Annotated in this window: 16 protein-coding genes; 10 read left to right on the forward strand and 6 right to left on the reverse strand. The window is 34.6% G+C overall.

Annotated elements, in window-relative coordinates:
• Window positions 1–7 precede the first annotated feature (7 nt).
• The 3 genes from ASC72_RS00150 (at window position 8) to ASC72_RS00160 (ending at window position 3,402) form a co-directional block, all read left to right on the forward strand.
• Window positions 8–580 carry a ferritin-like domain-containing protein gene (locus ASC72_RS00150; RefSeq protein ID WP_056184923.1) on the forward strand — a complete coding sequence of 191 codons (573 nt, stop codon included), beginning with the start codon at window positions 8–10 and terminating at the stop codon, window positions 578–580.
• A 306-nt stretch (window positions 581–886) separates the two neighbouring features.
• The gene (locus ASC72_RS00155) at window positions 887–1,483 is read left to right on the forward strand and encodes a hypothetical protein (protein ID WP_056184925.1); all 597 of its coding nucleotides are present in this window, start codon (window positions 887–889) and stop codon (window positions 1,481–1,483) included.
• 449 nt (window positions 1,484–1,932) lie between these two features.
• Window positions 1,933–3,402, forward strand: coding sequence for a glycoside hydrolase family 130 protein (locus tag ASC72_RS00160; protein WP_056184928.1), 1,470 nt, complete (start codon window positions 1,933–1,935; stop codon window positions 3,400–3,402).
• Window positions 3,403–3,574: 172 nt separating this feature from the next.
• On the opposite strand, the gene ASC72_RS00165 is transcribed toward ASC72_RS00160, so the two are convergent.
• Window positions 3,575–4,612: a bestrophin family protein gene (locus ASC72_RS00165; RefSeq protein WP_056184931.1), complete on the reverse strand. Its 1,038-nt coding sequence runs from the start codon at window positions 4,610–4,612 to the stop codon at window positions 3,575–3,577.
• Between the two features lie 199 nt (window positions 4,613–4,811).
• Between ASC72_RS00165 and ASC72_RS00170 the strand changes: the two genes are divergently transcribed.
• From ASC72_RS00170 to ASC72_RS00200, 7 genes are all read left to right on the forward strand, one after another.
• Window positions 4,812–5,195, forward strand: a complete 384-nt coding sequence (locus ASC72_RS00170; protein WP_056184933.1) for a response regulator — start codon at window positions 4,812–4,814, stop codon at window positions 5,193–5,195.
• Window positions 5,196–5,695: 500 nt separating this feature from the next.
• The gene (locus ASC72_RS00175) at window positions 5,696–7,177 is read left to right on the forward strand and encodes an ankyrin repeat domain-containing protein (protein ID WP_056184936.1); all 1,482 of its coding nucleotides are present in this window, start codon (window positions 5,696–5,698) and stop codon (window positions 7,175–7,177) included.
• A gap of 121 nt (window positions 7,178–7,298) precedes the next feature.
• On the forward strand, window positions 7,299–7,778 hold the full coding sequence (locus ASC72_RS00180; protein WP_056184939.1) for a DUF2271 domain-containing protein: 480 nt from the start codon (window positions 7,299–7,301) through the stop codon (window positions 7,776–7,778).
• A gap of 82 nt (window positions 7,779–7,860) precedes the next feature.
• Entirely contained in the window at window positions 7,861–10,041 is a 2,181-nt protein-coding gene (locus ASC72_RS00185) for a PepSY domain-containing protein (protein WP_056184942.1), read from the forward strand.
• Window positions 10,042–10,311: 270 nt separating this feature from the next.
• On the forward strand, window positions 10,312–11,328 hold the full coding sequence (locus ASC72_RS00190) for an FAD:protein FMN transferase (protein ID WP_056184945.1): 1,017 nt from the start codon (window positions 10,312–10,314) through the stop codon (window positions 11,326–11,328).
• Between the two features lie 358 nt (window positions 11,329–11,686).
• The gene (locus tag ASC72_RS00195) at window positions 11,687–12,565 is read left to right on the forward strand and encodes an AraC family transcriptional regulator (RefSeq protein ID WP_056186802.1); all 879 of its coding nucleotides are present in this window, start codon (window positions 11,687–11,689) and stop codon (window positions 12,563–12,565) included.
• 72 nt (window positions 12,566–12,637) lie between these two features.
• On the forward strand, window positions 12,638–13,480 hold the full coding sequence (locus ASC72_RS00200) for an NAD(P)H-binding protein (RefSeq protein WP_056184947.1): 843 nt from the start codon (window positions 12,638–12,640) through the stop codon (window positions 13,478–13,480).
• A 131-nt stretch (window positions 13,481–13,611) separates the two neighbouring features.
• Here ASC72_RS00200 and ASC72_RS00205 read toward each other — a convergent pair whose 3' ends face one another.
• From ASC72_RS00205 to ASC72_RS00225, 5 genes are all read right to left on the reverse strand, one after another.
• A complete protein-coding gene (locus ASC72_RS00205) occupies window positions 13,612–14,730 on the reverse strand; it encodes an ABC transporter permease (protein WP_056184952.1) in 1,119 nt (372 codons plus the stop codon).
• Window positions 14,727–15,833, reverse strand: coding sequence for an ABC transporter permease (locus ASC72_RS00210; protein ID WP_056184955.1), 1,107 nt, complete (start codon window positions 15,831–15,833; stop codon window positions 14,727–14,729). Before ASC72_RS00210 ends, ASC72_RS00205 begins: the two co-directional genes overlap by 4 nt.
• A 214-nt stretch (window positions 15,834–16,047) precedes the next feature.
• Window positions 16,048–16,788 carry an ABC transporter ATP-binding protein gene (locus ASC72_RS00215; RefSeq protein ID WP_082564208.1) on the reverse strand — a complete coding sequence of 247 codons (741 nt, stop codon included), beginning with the start codon at window positions 16,786–16,788 and terminating at the stop codon, window positions 16,048–16,050.
• Between the two features lie 224 nt (window positions 16,789–17,012).
• Window positions 17,013–17,921 (reverse strand): ABC transporter ATP-binding protein, encoded by a 909-nt coding sequence (locus tag ASC72_RS00220; protein ID WP_056184959.1) that lies wholly within the window; start codon window positions 17,919–17,921, stop codon window positions 17,013–17,015.
• Window positions 17,921–18,814, reverse strand: a complete 894-nt coding sequence (locus tag ASC72_RS00225; RefSeq protein WP_056184963.1) for an HlyD family secretion protein — start codon at window positions 18,812–18,814, stop codon at window positions 17,921–17,923. Before ASC72_RS00225 ends, ASC72_RS00220 begins: the two co-directional genes overlap by 1 nt.
• Window positions 18,815–18,817 lie beyond the last annotated feature (3 nt).

Consider the following 18,817-nt stretch of genomic DNA (forward strand, 5'->3'; position numbering starts at 1 on the left):
AAATCATATGAAAAATTCAGATAAACCGACGCCGAGTAAAACTGCCGTCAATAAGAACGGTAAAAACAATTTAGTATCACCTTCTGCGGATGCTGCTTCGGAGTTAAAAGATTTCTTTATTGACAGTCTTAAAGACATTTACTGGGCAGAAAATGCTCTTGTCAGCGCTTTGCCAAAAATGGCTTCAAATGCTACATCAGCAACACTTACGAGTGCTATTTTAGAGCATCTTGCAATAACTGAAAATCAAGTAACGAGATTGGAAAAAGTTTTTGAATTGCTTGGGGAAAGTGTGGAAGGAAAAAAATGCGAAGCCATGGCAGGACTTCTTAAAGAAGGAGACAGTATTCTTCAGGAAACGGTGCCGGGAGCGGTACGCGATGCAGGTATCATTGCGGCATCGCAAAAAATTGAGCACTATGAAATTGCATCGTACGGTACTTTATGTGCCTTTGCAAAAACTCTTGGAGAAAATGATGTTGCAAAATTATTGACACAAACGCTGGCTGAAGAAAAAGAGGCAGATTGTGTTCTTAATGGCGTGGCGTTAAATAGTGTAAATACTGTGGCGGCAGAATAATCCGGGACATTTTGTTGTTATTACTTTCATTAAAAAACATCTGTACAAAAGTGTAGATGTTTTTTATTATTCCATCCTTTAATTTTGAAAACCAATTAAAGAGCAACTCATCAACAAAACACATTGAAATATCAGCCAATTATCTCAAGGTCAATAAGTATTAAAAAGATCAATAAGATCCAACATGCATAAAACGGCTCTGTTTTTGATAATCAATTCAATATATAGGCAATAAATAAAAGAATTAAATGTTTATGTTAATAGGTTAAATCTAATATTAACTTGTATTTAAAATAGTAAAAAAGTATGAAAAAGATTTTGTTTTTAGTTGTAATGATTGGTATTTCACTGCATGGATTTGCACAAGATGAGCTTAAAAGGAAACAGCAATCAATCCAACCTAAAAATTCAGATAATAAAGAAGTTATTCCGCCAACCGAAGCTCCTCCAACTGAAGAGCCACTGCCCCTTTCAAAAGAACCTGTTGTTTTGAAAATTAATCCGGAAGAACTTTTCAATAATAATGTTCTTTATAAAAAAGAAGCCAATGTAGAAGGTGTTTTTTATAGACGAAATGAATATTTAGGAGGATTTGTAACGAAATCTTTTACATCTACAATTCGTTACAGAGATGCTGCTTTTGTCGACGGAGATAAGATCAAGGTGTATCTGAATGATAAAGTTATAGAGCCACAAGTGCTACTGGATGGCGAATATAAAGGATTCAAAATAAATTTGGTAAAAGGAATCAACAAAATTGATTTTGAAGCTTTGAATGAAGGTTCTGCTTCACCAAATACAGCTGAATTTCAGGTTTATGATGATAAAGGTGTTGTAATCGAATCAAGCCAATGGAATGTTGGTACCGGTTACAAAGCAGTTATTATTTTGTATAAAGAATAAACTAAAGTTTAATTATTCGTTCAAAATTATTTAGGGGACAAAGTGAAAAAAAATCATTTGTCCCTTTTTTTATATTCAACGTTCTTCCATTTCTGTTTAAAAAACAAGCTTTAAACCATATCAATTGTAAATCAAACATTTATACAAATCATTTTATTCTTTTTTGTAAATTTGAAATACCCATTTATTAAAATCGGGCTTTATAAATTAATTTTTTATAAAATTGATTTGAAAAGCAAAAAGGCAACATGTAGCGTTTTAATAAAAATTTAAGTTTTTTTCGTTAGCAAAAATCACTAACTTGTATAGAACTATTAATACACAGTTAATCTTGTTTCAAATAGATGCTTCTAACTTTATCAAAAAAAGAATTATAAAGTAAAATAACTGAAGTTTTTTATCAGTTATCGATAAAATGTATTGACTTTATTCTAACAAAAACTAAAAGTATGCGAGTACCCATCATTAGAAAAAATATAATATTTACACCAGATTCTAAAAGAGTTGTTGCCCGTTATTTTATGAATGGCGACGAACGAACCCAACAAATGGTGATGCGGATAATGATGTTGGATGAAAAACAGGTTTTAGAAACTTTAGAACAAACACTTCGTGAATTTGCAAGACGACACCGAAATATTTCAAGCGTATTTTTAAAACATTGCGAGAAAATCAGACCTGTAATCGAAACGATGCAACTTGATTATGATGCAATATCGCTGGATCGAAAGATGCTGATAGGTTCTTATTGTACCATGGAATACGCTATTGAATCGGCTGCTATTTTTAATCCTTCAATTATTGAAGATTTTGATCAAACGGGATTAGAAATGGGCGAAAAACGTGTCATTATATCCTTTAGAGCAACGGGTGAAGGTCATATTTCGTCAATTGTTTTTAGAAGAGGAATTCTCGATCGAAACAATAATCTCCAGGTAATGAAGATTGGACACCATATTGACAAAGCAGAGATCGAACACAAAACCTTGTACAACAAAGAACGATTCCTAATGAAATTGTATGAGATGCATACAGATGATAAATACATCGCCCAAATTATGCAGGATTTGCCAGGTGAATTTGAGTATGCTGTCTTAAAGAGCATGGTGAAAACCAGCTTAAGCGACCCATCAATTAGTCAGGAAAGAAGAACGGCACTTGAAGAAATAATCTGGCTGGCCAACTCTTTTTATGATTTGTCATTCAAACATGATTCTGATATTACAGAGCGTGTTATTTTTCCGATATCAGAGTCCGAAAGCCGAGGTATTGAAGATGCTCGTTTTGTTCGTTTTGATGATGATCATGACGATTCTCATCGCGTTATGGCCACTTACACGGCTTATAATGGCCATACCATCTTGCCGAAACTTATTTCAACCGAAGATTTTTATACTTTTCGGGTAATGCCTTTACATGGTGCCGGTGCTCAAAATAAAAATCTGGCATTATTCCCAAGAAAAATAAAAGGTAAATATGCAATGCTTTCCCGAATTGATGGTGTAAACAATTACATCATGTATTCTGACAGGGTTACCCAATGGAATACTCCTATCCTGCTTCAGGAGCCGCGCTTTGCATGGGAATTTACACAAATTGGAAACTGTGGATCACCATTATGGACAACAGAAGGATGGCTTGTTATTACGCACGGTGTTGGAACGATGCGACGTTATTGCATTGGTGCTTCCTTATTTGATCTTGATGATCCATCCAAAGAAATTGGAAGATTAAAAGAACCTTTACTTTCACCTCTGGAAGACGAACGTGAAGGGTATGTTCCGAATGTAGTCTATTCTTGCGGCGCCATTATTCATAACAACAGTCTTATATTGCCATATGCCGTATCTGATTATTCTTCTACTTATGCAGTCGTAGATTTAGTAGATTTATTAATGGCCTTAAAAAGCAGTAAATAGATTTTTAATGTAATTTCGTTTATAAACAAAATCCCAACGAAATGGGATTTTTTGTTTTATTTTCAAAAATGAAATTATTCGATATATACTTTAGCCAATCCCGTCTTTATCATAAAGTGGAATTCTCTTTTTTTCTATTTCCTGAAACGTAATATGACTCTAAAATAATCAATTACATCAAAATTCCGTTTTGAGGCAAAATAGGTTTCGGAATATCCACATCTCCAATCATTTCTTTTAAATCAATTTCGATAGATCGACAAATAGAGAGCATCGGAATATCGTTTCCTAATCCACCAAACGGATTTTCAGAGTAGTCTCCAACAAGCTCCATTATGAGAAAAATCCAGGAAATAATAGTCACTATCGGAATAAACAACCATATTTCATAAGGTCCCATTTTATCAAATTGGGCTATTAGGCCAAAAGGCAATAAAATAATAAAAATCGATACAAATAAAATACTGGCATAGGCATACAAACGCGGCAAAGGAAATTTTTTGATTCTTTCTGCTTTGCCCTGCTCATCGTATAAATTGTTTAGAAGTGTTTGTAATTGAGCATGATAAAAATCACCAATAATCTCATCTTTCCTTAGTTTCATTAAATCTTGCGCCTGAAGATCGATAATATGTGTAGCCTTGTTAGAGAATTTATTTAATTCCTTATACTCGTCGACACCAAGATGTTTTTCTAAAATTCCTTTCGTAAAATTATCTTCAAGTATGCCAATACCGATTTTTTCCATCGTTTTTCGGCTTCTTTTTGCAACATGAGTTCCTAAACTTACATGTTCCCACGAGGCTGGTATTAACAACTGATCCCTTAAGGCATATACAAAAGCAATATTTCTATAAATCAGTTTTTTGGTAATAATATCAATTTCTGCATCTGAAAGCTTTTGGACAGAGAGATTATTTTTGATATATCCTCTTGTAGTAGCACCCCACATACGGCTGATGTTCAGAAGGGCACCCCATATTTTTCTGGCTTCCCAAATTCTTTCATAGGACTGGTTATTTTTAAAGCCGATATAAAAAGAAACTGCAGTAGCAATAACCCCTACACTAACCCACGGAATTGCAATCCAGGTTAAATGCAAAAATTTATAGGCAAATAAAACCAGAAACGACCAAATAATAATCCACAATACATAGCCTCCGCTAAACCTTACCAGTGCTTTATAACTAAAACTATTATTTACAAACATAAGTAACTGATTTTATTTTTATTAGACAAAAAATTATATCTCTTATAAAGATAAAAATAAGCCAAATACAAAAATCATTTATGCTGAAAATAAATTTTGTGATTAAGAAAAGAAGCTTTCTTTCCAAATATTAATATTATATAAAATGTAAGCCTTAATTCTGTAACTGCAATCGTTGCTTTTTTTATACTTTTAAAAAATGAAGTATCAACATATTTTGGTAATCGACGATGATCCTGAAGATATAGAAATATTTTCAGAAGCCATCAATTCGTTTAATCAAAATATTACTATTACATCCTCTACTGATGCTTTACTTGCCTTAGAAGATCTTAAAAAAGCAGAAATTTTACCCGATATTATTTTCCTTGATTTGCAAATGCCTCGCTTAACCGGTAAGGATTTTTTAGAAAAATTAAATGAAAATAGTACACTCCAAAATATTCCTGTTGTTGTATTATCAGGGCAATCTGATACTCTTATAAAAGATACGTATCAAAAAATTGGCGCCAGAAATTATATCTGCAAACCAAATAGTTATAAAGAACTGGTTAACGAACTTCGTAAGATACTTCAATCTTAAAAATTGTTACCTGTATTCTCTGCTTTAATCATTATCTTCAATTTCATGTAGTTTTAAAAATTATTTTGTCCACATCCCAAATTGGCATACGCTCAGGCATTGAAAACTAAGCATATGCCATTGTATTGACCATGTCGCGTGTTTAAAATTAGCCGAAGGGTCTGCCGGTTTTACTGTTACCGAATACCTTTATTTAAACAATTAATAATCAGATATTTATAGTTATTTTAAATAAAATAAAAAGCTATATATCGCTCTCACTCCTAAAACAAAATACGATATAACACTAAAAAGAATTCCGGAAAATTTAAACCTTTTCTAAATTCAGTTATCTTAAGAGTAAATTAAATTGATATTCCATCCTAAATAAAATTGCCTTACTAATATTTATTTTTACATTTGCCTTATTTTTATTTATTCTAAATAGAATACAGCTTAGTATCTATTTTTAATGAAATAATACATAACCAAACTATTTTAAAAATTGTAAAATTCTAAATATGAAAAAGAAACTTTTCATTTCAATTGCATTAGTTGCTGCCTTATTTTCTAATGCTCAGCAAAAAAATACATTATTAGACGCAGCCTTCTGGAAAACGGTTCCTAATCTAGAAACTGTAAAAGCTGAAATAGCAAAAGGAAATAATCCGGCAGAAGCAAATGCAAATGCATTTGATGTTGTTGTTCTTGCGATTAATAATGATGCTCCAAGTGAAACGATCAAGTTTTTATTAGATCAACCAGGTAACCCAGTTACCAAACCAACTCACGACAATCGTATTTACCTGCATTGGTCAGCCTATAAGGGAAATGTAGAAATGACAGAATATCTTATCAAAAAAGGTTCAGACATTAATCTTGAAGATAGTCATGGTGCAATGCCAGCTGATTTTGCTGCGACAAGCGGGCAAATTAATCCCGCCTTATATGAAGCTTTTTTTAAAGCAGGATTAAATCCGACGAAAAAATATAATGATGGCGCCAACTTATTATTACTTAGTATTGCATTTGATAAAAACCTTACTCTTGCAGAATATTTCACTACTAAAGGAATGTCTCTTAAAGATGTCGATAACAACGGAAATACAGCTTTTAATTATGCAGCCAGAGTTGGAAATATTGAATTATTGAAAAAGATAGCAGCTAAAGGAATTAAGTATAATGACAATGCTTTGTTTTTTGCTGCACAAGGAAATCGTAGGGAAACTACATCATTAGAAGCTTATAAATATTTAGTTGAAGAATTAAAACTTAAATCAACAGCTGTAAACAAATCAGGAGAAAATATCTTGCACGTATTGGCAGCTAAACCAAATCAGGCAGAGATTGTTAAATATTTTTTAAGCAAAGGTATTGATACCAATAAAGTCGATAAAGAAGGAAATACGCCTCTTATCAAAGCTGCTGCATCAAGAGAAACTGCTGTTTTAGAACAATTATTGGCAGTTACAAAAGATGTCAATTCGAAAAACGCAAAAGGAGAATCAGCCTTGACAATTGCAGTAAAATCAGGAACTCCTGAGAATGTTGCGCTTCTTTTAAACAAAGGAGCCGATGTAAACGTTGCCGATAAAGACGGCAATAATTTAGGTGCATACCTAATTCAATCGTATCGTCCTGAATCGAAAGGACCAGATCCTTTAGAAGCAAAAATAAAATTAGTACAAGACAAAGGTTTAAACCTTGCCGCTGCTCAAAAAGATGGTAGTACTTTGTATCATTTAGCAATTGTTAAAAACGATCTGACTTTATTGAAAAAACTAGCTTCTTTAAACATCGACGTAAATACCAAAAACAAAGATGGTATGACGGCTTTGCATAAAGCTGCCATGATTTCTAAAAACGATGAAATCCTGAAATACCTGATTTCAATTGGTGCTAAAAAAGACATTAAAACTGAATTTGATGAAAATGCCTACGCTCTTGCCAAAGAAAACGAGTCTTTAATAAAACAAAATGTATCAATTGACTTTTTAAAATAAGCTTAAAAAAGTTATGAGTTTTGAGTTATGAATTATAAGTTAGCTGAAATTCATAACTCATAACTCATAACTCATAATTCATAATTCATAATTCATAATTCATAATTCATAATTTCAACACATGAAATCAATTCTTAAAATAGCCTTTACAGGCGCTCTTATCTGCCTTGTTTCTTTCCAATCTGTTGCGCAAAGCAAATACAAATGTATGCTTCAAATGGCAAATTATATGGGCGAAGGTGCTTATATTGTAGTTTCACTTATTAATCCAAAAGGAGATTACGAAAAAACACTTTATGTAATGGGTGATGATAAAAAATGGTACAAATCATTGAAAGAATGGAATAAATTTCAGACTCAAAAACATGAAGATGTAAGTGCTATAAGCGGAGCCTCTGTTACGGGTGGTGATCGCAGTATCACAACTTTTGAAATTGAAGATTCTAAAATCAACAAAGGGTATAAATTAAGATTTGAATCTGCCGTTGAGGATCAAAAATATTATACAACTGATGCTGAAATTCCACTTACTACTGCCGGACTAGCTGATAAAACAGAAGGTAAAGGATATATTAGATACGTAAGATTAAACAAAATTTAATACTATAAACATGTAGGCTTTGTCAAAGTTTAAACCTTTGACAAAGCCTAAGTACAATTGATTACCTTTTAGCTTACACTCCATGACTCTTTCTTTTTGGCGTTCCTCTCACCTGGCCCTGGCTTTGGTTTCTTCCTTATTTTTGATATTAGCATCTGTAACGGGTATTATTCTGGCTGTCGATGCTGTTCAGGAAAAAACACTTCCGTACAAAATCGAAAATTTTGATACTATAACGCTGGAACAAATGCTTCCTGTATTAAAAAAGAACTATTCTGAAATGACCGAATTAACGGTTGATTACAATCAGTTTGTAACGCTTCAGGCTATAGACCAGGATGGAAATGACTTCAACGCTTATATTGATGTCAAAACAGGAAAAAAGTTAGGAACTCCGGTTAAAAAAAGTGAATTTATTCAGTGGATCACCAGCTTTCATCGCTCTTTGTTTTTGCATGAAGCCGGTCGTTTTTTTGTGGGAGTTATTTCTTTTTTATTGCTCTTAATTGTTATTTCCGGGTTTGTTCTGGTTTTGAAACGACAAAAAGGCATTCGCAACTTCTTTTCAAAAGTTATAAAAGAATATTTTGCCCAATATTATCATGTTGTTTTAGGGCGATTGGCTTTAATTCCGATTTTGGTTATGGCACTTACAGGAACGTATTTATCTCTGGAAAAGTTTAACTTTTTCATGGATAAAAAAGAGCAGAAAGAAAAAACAGAAACTGTTGCTCCTGCTAAAAAAGCTGTCAATATTTTCAAAACGACGCTTTTGACGGACGTAAAAAAAATCGAATTTCCTTTTACTGATGATCCTGAAGAATATTATATCATTGAATTAAAAGACAGAGAAATTGAGGTAAATCAGGTTACCGGAGAAGTAATTAGCGAAAAGCACTCACCAACGACGGCTCAGTTTGCCGATTTAAGTTTAGACCTGCATACCGGAAGAATAAACGCTATTTGGGCTGTAATTCTGGCGATTGCGTCCTTGAATATCCTCTTTTTTATCTATTCGGGTTTTGCAATGACTTTAAAAAGAAGGTCAAGCCGAATTAAAAATAAATTCAAAGCCAATGAAAGTAAATTTATTTTGTTGGCCGGTTCTGAAAACGGAAGTTCCTTGCGATTTGCCAATGCGATTCAGAGACAACTGAATGCTGCCGGTGAAAAAGCTTTTCTTACTGAATTAAATAATTACACTGTTTTCCCAAAAGCAGAACATATTATTATTTTCTCTTCCACGCACGGATTGGGCGATCCACCATCCAACGGAAAAAAATTCATCTCACTTTTACAGAAACACAAACAACAGCAAAAAATCAATTTTTCTGTGGTCGGATTTGGTTCGACAGCGTACCCTAATTTTTGCGGTTTTGCCCGCGAAATTGATGAACTTTTAGAAGAACAAGACTGGACAGAACGCTTTTTAGCATTACAAACTGTCAATGACAAATCGGCGGTGGAATTTGTAGAGTGGATTAAATTATGGAGTGCCAAAACCGGAATTCCGTTATCAACAACGCCTTCCTTATACAATCATGCTCCAAAAGGTTTACAAAAACTGATGGTTTTAGATAAAACCGCTATTTCTGAGACGGAACATACTTTTATCCTTACGCTGAGAGCCAATATGAGAGCCAAATTTACTTCTGGTGATTTACTGGCCATTTATCCTGCAAATGATACGAGAGAGCGTCTCTACTCTATTGGAAATCATTCCGGCAACATTCAATTGGTTGTCAAACTACATCCAAACGGATTAGGTTCCGGCTTTTTGAATGGGCTGAAACCTGGTAATGTCCTCAAAGCAAGAATCATTAATAATCATGCTTTTCATTTGCCTAAAAAAGCTTCGAAAGTCGCTTTCATCTCCAACGGAACCGGAATTGCGCCTTTCCTTGGAATGATCGAACAAAACAGGAAAAAGACAGAAACCCATTTGTATTGCGGTTTTAGAATGGAAACGGAAACGGTTTCAGGTTATAAAACCTTCGCTTCCCAAATGATGCAAAAAAAACATTTGCAAAGTTTTCATTTGGCTTTATCCCGTGAAGAAAATCATTTTTATGTGATGGATCTGATCAAACGCGATGCTGACTTTTTTATTGATTTATTAGCTAATAATGGTGTGATCATGATTTGTGGTTCACTGACCATGCAAAAAGATGTTGAATCGACTCTTGATGCTTTATTAGGTGAGAAAAATAAACAACTAAGTTATTATAAAAACAATGGTCAATTATTGACTGATTGTTATTAAATTTAAACACATAGAAACATAGCTTTTGCAACCGCGTAGAAAAAAGGCATTTCATTAATCTGAAAACACATAGCGGTGTAGAAAATAAACAGCTTAAAAATTAATCCTTTAGCTACGTCCCGAAGCCTCGGGACTATGTGTGAGAAACTAGTTTCTTTCAACTTCCTTTTTAAGCATAAAAACCTATGTTTTTTCTATGTGTTAAAAAAAAAAATAGCCAGGTCTTTACGGGTTAGAATTAAATTAAACAAAACATTTATAAAGAATTATATGTCTCTTAAATACAAATCCACTTTCTATTCACTACTCTTCCTTTTCATAGTAGTCTGTGCTTTCAGTGCTGAAGCCCAAACTTTACGAAAAAGAACAGCGATGCTTATGGGAGGCCGGTTTGACATTTCGATCGTAGCAAAAGATTCTCTAACTGCAGAAAAATCTATTGATGAAATTATTGCGGAAATAACCCGAATTGAAAATCTAATTTCGGACTGGAAACCCAGTTCTCAGGTTTCAGAAGTCAATCAGAATGCAGGAATTCGTCCTGTAAAAGTCGATAAAGAAGTTTTTGAACTGACCAAAAGAGCACTACATTTTTCTGAAATTACCAATGGCGCTTTCGATATTAGTTTTGCTGCGATGGACCGCATCTGGAAATTTGATGGCTCGATGACCGAAATGCCATCGGCGGAAGCCATAAAAAAATCGTTGGAGAAAGTTGGTTACAAAAACATCATTTTAGACAGCACCCAATCCACCATTTTCCTGAAATTAAAAGGAATGAAAATCGGATTTGGCGCTTTAGGCGAAGGATATGCCACCAACAAATGCAAAGATTTAATGTTGGCAAAAGGCATAAAAGCCGGAATTGTAAACGCCACCGGAGATATGACCGTTTGGGGAAAACAACCGAATGGCAAAGACTGGAAAATAGGAATGACGAATCCTTTTCATAACGATAAACTCTTTGCTGTAATTGCATTGCACGATGGCGCTGTAACAACTTCAGGGAGTTACGAAAAATTTGTGATTTTAGACGGAAAACGATATTCTCATATCATCAATCCTGCCACCGGATATCCTTCTACCGGACTTTGCAGTGTTTCTGTTTTTGGGCCCAATGCCGAAACAGCCAATGGTTTTAGTACTTCTATCATGGTTTTAGGAAAAGAAGCCGGAATAAGCCTTATCAGCAAATATCCGGACTATCGCTGGATTATGATTACGGATAAAGGGAAAATTATTAAATCGAAGAATTTTAATAAGACGAAGTTTCATCTGAAAAACTAGGTTGTTTTTTTAAACACATAGAAACATAGCTTTTATAACCGCTTAAAGGCATTTCATTAACCTTAAAACATATAGCAGATGCGAAGGAAATATGCTTAAGTTTAAACACATAGAAACATAGCTTTTGAAACCGCTTAAAAAGGCATTTCATTAACCTAAAAACATATGTATGTTTGAGAAACTCATTTCTTTCCATTACCTTTTTTTAGACATTAAAACCTATGTTTTCTATGTGTTTAATTTTTTCTTACGCAGATTCAACAGATTTTTAATTTTTAATTCTAAATTTTTAATTCTTTTTAATATTCCAAAAAAAACAGCAACTTTTCATACTTTTATCAAAACATCCCTACCTAGTATGACAACAGATATTTTAGAAGTAAATGATTTTATTGTTTTAATTGAGCAATCTTACGCGACAAAGACAGTAGTTCAGAAATGTGAAATTGATGGTGATTCTATTGGTTTTGCTTTTTATGGTTCAGGTAATGTCGAATTGGAAATCAAACATAACAATCAAACAAAATATTTGACAAATACTACCGGCTTAGCGATCTGCTTCTTTGGAAATCAGAAAGTGGAATTCGCCCATAAAATCGAACCGGATAAACCTTTACAATCGATCAGCATCTTTGTCAAACTTAAATATCTTAATACATTGCCTCCGGCTGAAAAAGAGATTTTTGAAAACTATCTTCCGGATTTACTGAACCCAAAAGAACATTTTGCAAAAGGCCCGGCATTTTATATGACGCTTGATATGCAATTGGCTGTTCAGAAAATCTTCAATACTTCCTACACCGGAACTACCCGATTGTTGTTTTTAAAAAGTCAGGTCAACGAACTTTTAGCCCATTTTTTTGCTTTGCTAACTACAGACAAAAAAGCGGATTTATCTGAGTACGATAAAAACAAGCTTTTTCACGCCAAGGAAATTGTAACTACTCATTACTCCAAACCTCCATCAATTACCGAATTATCCAAAATGGTGGGACTCAACAGCAGCAAACTGAAAAAGAATTTTAAAGAGTTATTCGGAATTCCGGTTTTTAAATACATTCAGGAAGAAAGACTTCATAAAGCATATGAATTACTTCGTGACAGCGAAAAAACCGTACAGGAATCGGCTTGGGAAGTGGGTTACGAAAGTTTGAGTTCTTTCTCGAATGCTTTTTACACTAAATTCGGCACAAGACCAAATGATGTCAAGCAACAATTCTTTTCAAACAAATCTTAATTCTTTTCAGACAAATGATTTCATTCTAATCTGCCCAATTTTGTATCAGTAATCACTTAAAAAGATATTGATATGAACACAAAGAAAATTTTAGTTCTGGGAGCCAATGGGAAAACAGGACGCAGAGTAATGGAAAGATTAGAAAATAATACAGAAGTTGAAGTTCGTGCCGGTTCACGATCTGCCGCAGTTCCGTTTGACTGGGAAAAACCCGAAACCTGGCAAGCTGTCCTTAAGGATATCGATACCGTTTATATCAGTTATCAGCCTGATTTGGCTATTCCTTCTGCCACAACTGTTATTCATCTGTTTAGCAGTTTAGCCACTCAAATGGGCGTTGAAAAAATGGTTTTACTTTCAGGCAGAGGCGAAAAAGAAGCGCAGGCTTGTGAAGAAATTGTAAAAATCAACGCCAAAAATTGGACGATTGTTCGGGCAAGCTGGTTCAGCCAAAACTTTAGCGAAAGCTTCTTTCTGGAGCCAATATTAGCTGGTTACGTTGCATTACCAAGAGCAGAAGCAGTCGAACCTTTTACAGATGCCGATGATATTGCTGATGTAATTGTGGCTTCACTTTTGGAGGAGAAACACAACGGACAAACCTATGAACTTACAGGCCCGAAATTATTAACTTTTGAACAAGCCATAGACCAAATTGCAAAAGCGACGAACAGAGAAATCGCTTTTCAGCCTTTAAGTTTAGAAGAATATATTCAAATGTTGCGCGAGTATCAGGTTCCGGAGGATCATATCTGGTTAGTAAATTACCTTTTTGAACAGGTTTTGGATGGCAGAAATTCGTCAATTACCACCGATATAGAAAAGGTTTTAGGAAGAAAAGCCAAAGATTTCTCCGCTTATACTTTAGAAACGGCTAAAACGGGAGTTTGGAATCAGACTGTACCTCAAAACTAAATTGAAATGGTTTATTTGAAGGGAATAGTAGTAACTGTTTTTACTGTTTATTTTTATTGGAGGAAGAAGATTAAATCAAATTGAAAAAATACGCCAGGTCAAAAAACCTGGCGTATTTTCTTTTATCCTTATTATGATGTCTTGCGATAATTCAAAATCGCAGCAAAATTCAATACAATCGCAAAACCTATTATGATTACAATATGTTTTAAGATATCCCTGAAACCACTACCTTTTATGACGACCATTCGCATCACATCAATAAAATAACTTATTGGATTAAATCTGGAAATTGTTTTAGCCCAATCCGGCATACTGTCAATTGGTGTGAACAAACCGCCCATTAAAACAAATATCATGACGAAGAAAAACATGATAAGCATGGCTTGTTGCTGCGTATCACAAATGGTTGATATCAATAAACCAAAACCTAAAATAGCCAGTAGATAAACCGAGACAAACGTATACAAAACAAATAGATTCCCTTGCGGAATCATACCATAAAACAGCCAGCCAACGATTAATCCTAATGTAAAAACAACATTTCCAAGAATCCAAAACGGAATTAATTTCCCTAAAATAAAATGATGTTTTTTAACCGGAGATACATTAATTTGCTCAATTGTTCCGACCTCTTTTTCTTTTACAATATTCAATGCCGAAAGAAATCCCCCAACAATCGTAACGAGAATCGCCAATATTCCCGGAACCATAAATAATTGGTAATTTAAATGTTGATTGTACCAATTTGATGATGCAATTTCTATAACCGGAATTGGATTAAAATTCCCTTGCGGATTATGATGCATTCTCAAATTACTATTATAATTTCGTATGATATCAGCAATATAACCGGCACCCAAACCTGCTTTTGTTCCGTTAATGGCGTTTACTCCAATAAAAAGCTGTTGGTGGTTTTCACGCATCAAATCCTGCTCAAAACCACGTGGAATTTCCAGAATTAAATCGGCACGATCGTCTTCTACCTGAGTAAAAGCTTCTTGATAGGAGTCATTATAGCTTCGAAGTTTAAAATAACCTGATGCAATCACTTTATTGATTAAATCTCTCGAATAATCAGAACGATCATTATCAACCACGGCCAGATTAATATTTTTGATTTCATAATTCGCGGCAAGCGGTAAAATGATCAGCTGCACGACAGGCATCGCTAAAATCACGGCCAATATTGCGCGATTTCGGAATATCTGTTTGAATTCTTTTACGAGTAAAAATTTTACGATTCTCATGATAAACGAATTTTAAAGCTTTTAAGGCTGATAATCAACAAAAAGATTGTGATACCAAGGAGGATCAACGTTTCTTTCCATACATGCGCAAAACCAACTCCTTTGATCATGATTCCTTTTACAATAATATAATACCATTTTGATGGCACAATATTCGAAAACCATTGCAACGGAAGCGGCATATTTTCTATCGGGAATAGAAACCCGCTAAAAAGCAATGTTGGCAAAAGCATTCCCAATAATGAAATCAGCATCGCCGTTTGCATAGAATCGGTTTTAATCGAAATAAAAATCCCTAATGTCAGACAGGTTATAATAAATAACGTGCTTTCGGCAAAAAGCAAAAGAATATTTCCCGCAATCGGAAGATCCAAAACAAAAACACTTAGCAATAAAATGGTAACAACATTTACCATTGAAAGCAATAAATACGGAACCGCTTTAGAAATTATGACCAAAATAGGTTTGAATGGCGATACCAAAAGAATTTCCATTGTTCCCATTTCTTTTTCTTTTACGATCGAAATGGCCGTCATCATCACGCAAACCAACATTAAAATAAGCGCCATAACACCCGGAACAAAATTGGGAGTACCTTTTAACTGTGGGTTATACAGCATTTTTACTTCTGGTTTTATCTGAAATGGAATCGGGTTATTTCCGTTTAATTGCGCCTGATAATCATTTATAATAGATGAAACATAATTGGTCAGCGTTGTGGCATTATTAGGATCAGAAGCATCGGCAATAACCTGAATCTGTGCTTTATTCTGATGTAATAATTGATTGTTAAAACCCTCTGGAAATATAATTGCCATTTTTATTTGTCCAGTTCTAAAAGCCGTTTCAAGTTCTTTGCTTCCGGAAAGGCTTTTGGTAATTTCAAAATAACGGCTAGCTTCAATTTTAGTAATGATTTCCTGTGAAGCGATATCTTTGGCATAATCGACTACTACAATCTTAGCGTTTTTCACTTCGTTGGTCAAAGCAAAACCAAAAATCAGAATCTGCACGATTGGCATTCCGAATAGAATCAATAAAGTTTTCCTGTCACGCAGTACGTGCAAAAACTCTTTCTTTACAAATGTCAAAAACTGTTTCATATTTTATAATAGCTTTCTGCATGTGATTAATAAAAGTTTGACTTAAACACATAGAATAACATAGGTTTTATGTGCTAAAAAAGAGTACAAAAAAGAAACATATTTCTTTACACATAAATAAATATGTGTTTTTAAATAAGTGAAACGCCTTTATACGTCACAAAAATCTATGTTTCTATGTGTTTAAATTATTATCATATTATATTATATTATATTATTCTCCGCGTTTTGCTGCTCTGGCCAGATGATAAAAAACTTCATCCATAGAACCTGCATTAAATTGTTTTTTCAAATTAGTTGGCGTATCCAGTGCTTCTACCCTGCCATCAACCATTATTGAAACTCTGTTGCAATATTCGGCTTCGTCCATATAATGTGTGGTTACAAAGATTGTAATCCCGTTTCCGGATGCTTCATAAATTAAATCCCAAAACTGTCTGCGTGTTACCGGATCGACACCTCCGGTTGGTTCATCCAAAAAAACAATTTCCGGCTTGTGAATAATGGCAGTTGAAAAAGCCAGTTTCTGTTTCCATCCTAACGGAAGTGAGCTGACTCTTTTATTGGCCTGATCTTCCATTCCTAATTGTTTTAAGAGCAATGCACTGTTTTCTTTGATCGCCTGATCAGACAGACCATAAATTCCGGCGAAAAAAGTAATGTTTTCCTGTACGGTCAAATCATCATACAAAGAAAATTTCTGACTCATATAACCAATGTTCTTCTTTATTTTTTCCGTTTGTTTGTATACATCAAAACCGGCAATTTTTGCTTCTCCGGATGTTGGAATAGATAAACCGCACAACATTCGCATGGCAGTTGTTTTACCCGCACCATTTGCTCCAAGAAAACCGAAAATTTCGCCCTTCTGCACCTCAAAAGTGATGGAATCTACGGCTGTAAAATCTCCAAATCGTTTGGTTAAGGCATTGCATGAAATTACTTTTTCGCTCATAAAAATGGTTTTAAATTTAAACACCAAATGGTGTGCGCATGGTTGTCATCTCGACGAAGGAGAGATCACACTAGAAGCTCCGCACAGCAAATCGCCAATCTTTGTCGAGTCTCGCATGTGATCTCTCCTTCGTCGAGATGACAATATTGTGGTTACTTTGCGGCCAATCATTGTAGAGTTTCGAGTGTGATCTCTCCTCCGTCGAGATGACAAAAATGCCTATACTAACTCAAAAGCTTAATAAAACTATCTTCAATAGTTACCGTAGCTTCCCTGATCTCAATATTTTTAATTCCTTTATTTTCTAAAAATTGCAATAAATCATCTTTATCCCGATTTCCTTTAAAAGAAAAATGCGCAAATTCTCCAAAAGCATAACTCGCCAATCGGTTTGGGTATTCTTTCAAAGCTTGCAAAAGCGGGTACATTTGATCTGCTTTAATAGCAAAAAGTTGATCGGGATAATTTCCAATTATATTTTTTGGAGTATCAATTGAAAGTATTTTTCCGTCTTGTATCAAAGCTATTCTGTCACAAAGATTGGCTTCATCCATATAAGGTGTAGAAACGACAATCGTGATATCCTGCTGTTTCAGTTTTTTAAGCATTTCCCAAAATTCCTTTCTGGAAACCGGATCAACTCCTGTTGTAGGTTCGTCTAAAAACAAAACATTTGGTTTATGAATCAACGCGCAACATAAAGCCAGTTTCTGTTTCATTCCGCCAGATAATTTCCCGGCTCTTCGGGTTTTAAAAGGTTCAATCTGAATGTAGATGTCTTTGATTAAATCATAGTTTTCCTGAATCGTGGTTCCAAATAGAGTCGCAAAGAAATTCAGATTTTCTTCTACCGTCAAATCCTGATACAACGAAAATTTTCCCGGCATATAACCAATAGTGTTCCGAATTGATTTAAAATCTTTTACCACATCCAAACCATCCACAGAAGCAGAACCTTCGTCAGCAAGCAAAAGTGTCGTCAGAATTCTGAAAATACTGGTTTTCCCTGCGCCATCGGGACCAATTAGTCCAAAAAGTTCGCCTTTGTTTACCGAAAAAGAAACATCGTTGACAGCTACCTTTTTTTCCTTTCCGTACGTTTTGGTAATATTTTTTACAATAACGGATTCCATTATTTTAAGAATTTGATTTCCCCATACATCCCAATTTTCAGATAACCATCATTCTTCACTCTGACTTTGACCGCATAAACCAGATTGGCACGTTCGTCTTTGGTCTGAATAGTTTTTGGCGTAAACTCTGCTTTATCACTAATCCATTCTACAGTGCCTTCATATTCTTTATAGGTTTTGTTGGTGGCATCCACAAAAACTTTCACTTTGTCATTCAATTTAACCGCTGGCAATTGATCTCCGGTAATATAAACTCTCAAAATTATTGTTGACAAATCGGCTATTTTATAAAGAGGTTTGCCTATAGTTGCCATTTCGCCGATTTCGGCATATTTGGTCAAAACGGTTCCGTTGGTTTTATTGACTATTTTCGATTTTGACAATTGATCCTTAATCTGACTTACCTGTATTTTCAAAGTCTGTGATTCATCATCGATTCCGATGGTACTGATGTCTAATTGTTTTTGCAATGCCGTAATTTGTTTTTGAATTACAGCAACTCTGGTTGTGGCATCGTCCAACTGTTTTCGGGTTGCGGCATCGGCTTTTACCAGATTTTGCATGCGTTGCTGATCGATTTTGGCTTGTCTTAGTTCTTCTCGGTAAACATCCAATTGCGAATCAATATCCGGTTTTTTGCTCTGGGTTGCTCTGATTTGTGCCAATAACTGATCCCGCTTAAGCGAAAGTTGTATCGTGTCAATATAACCAACCGCCTGGCCTTCTTTTAAAGCATTGCCTTCTTCTACTTTTAACTCTTTAATGATTCCGCCTGCTTCTGCCGGAATAATCGTTTCTACGGCTTCAAAAGTGCCGGTGGCGTCGAATTCATTTTTGTTATCAGAACAAGATATTGCTAGCGCTGCTATTGTTATAAATGCTATTTTTTTCATCGT

Source organism: Flavobacterium sp. Root420 (assembly GCF_001427905.1).
GTDB lineage: Bacteria > Bacteroidota > Bacteroidia > Flavobacteriales > Flavobacteriaceae > Flavobacterium.

What these genes read in the sequence shown, in the direction of transcription:
- ASC72_RS00215 (WP_082564208.1), bottom strand. Translation starts at nt 16,788, where the DNA reads ATGAGCGAAAAAGTAATTTCATGCAATGCCTTAACCAAACGATTTGGA.
- ASC72_RS00185 (WP_056184942.1), top strand. Translation starts at nt 7,861, where the DNA reads ATGACTCTTTCTTTTTGGCGTTCCTCTCACCTGGCCCTGGCTTTGGTT.
- ASC72_RS00170 (WP_056184933.1), top strand. Translation starts at nt 4,812, where the DNA reads ATGAAGTATCAACATATTTTGGTAATCGACGATGATCCTGAAGATATA.
- ASC72_RS00220 (WP_056184959.1), bottom strand. Translation starts at nt 17,921, where the DNA reads ATGGAATCCGTTATTGTAAAAAATATTACCAAAACGTACGGAAAGGAA.
- ASC72_RS00210 (WP_056184955.1), bottom strand. Translation starts at nt 15,833, where the DNA reads ATGAAACAGTTTTTGACATTTGTAAAGAAAGAGTTTTTGCACGTACTG.
- ASC72_RS00190 (WP_056184945.1), top strand. Translation starts at nt 10,312, where the DNA reads ATGTCTCTTAAATACAAATCCACTTTCTATTCACTACTCTTCCTTTTC.
- ASC72_RS00195 (WP_056186802.1), top strand. Translation starts at nt 11,687, where the DNA reads ATGACAACAGATATTTTAGAAGTAAATGATTTTATTGTTTTAATTGAG.
- ASC72_RS00200 (WP_056184947.1), top strand. Translation starts at nt 12,638, where the DNA reads ATGAACACAAAGAAAATTTTAGTTCTGGGAGCCAATGGGAAAACAGGA.
- ASC72_RS00150 (WP_056184923.1), top strand. Translation starts at nt 8, where the DNA reads ATGAAAAATTCAGATAAACCGACGCCGAGTAAAACTGCCGTCAATAAG.
- ASC72_RS00175 (WP_056184936.1), top strand. Translation starts at nt 5,696, where the DNA reads ATGAAAAAGAAACTTTTCATTTCAATTGCATTAGTTGCTGCCTTATTT.
- ASC72_RS00205 (WP_056184952.1), bottom strand. Translation starts at nt 14,730, where the DNA reads ATGAGAATCGTAAAATTTTTACTCGTAAAAGAATTCAAACAGATATTC.
- ASC72_RS00155 (WP_056184925.1), top strand. Translation starts at nt 887, where the DNA reads ATGAAAAAGATTTTGTTTTTAGTTGTAATGATTGGTATTTCACTGCAT.
- ASC72_RS00225 (WP_056184963.1), bottom strand. Translation starts at nt 18,814, where the DNA reads ATGAAAAAAATAGCATTTATAACAATAGCAGCGCTAGCAATATCTTGT.
- ASC72_RS00180 (WP_056184939.1), top strand. Translation starts at nt 7,299, where the DNA reads ATGAAATCAATTCTTAAAATAGCCTTTACAGGCGCTCTTATCTGCCTT.
- ASC72_RS00165 (WP_056184931.1), bottom strand. Translation starts at nt 4,612, where the DNA reads ATGTTTGTAAATAATAGTTTTAGTTATAAAGCACTGGTAAGGTTTAGC.
- ASC72_RS00160 (WP_056184928.1), top strand. Translation starts at nt 1,933, where the DNA reads ATGCGAGTACCCATCATTAGAAAAAATATAATATTTACACCAGATTCT.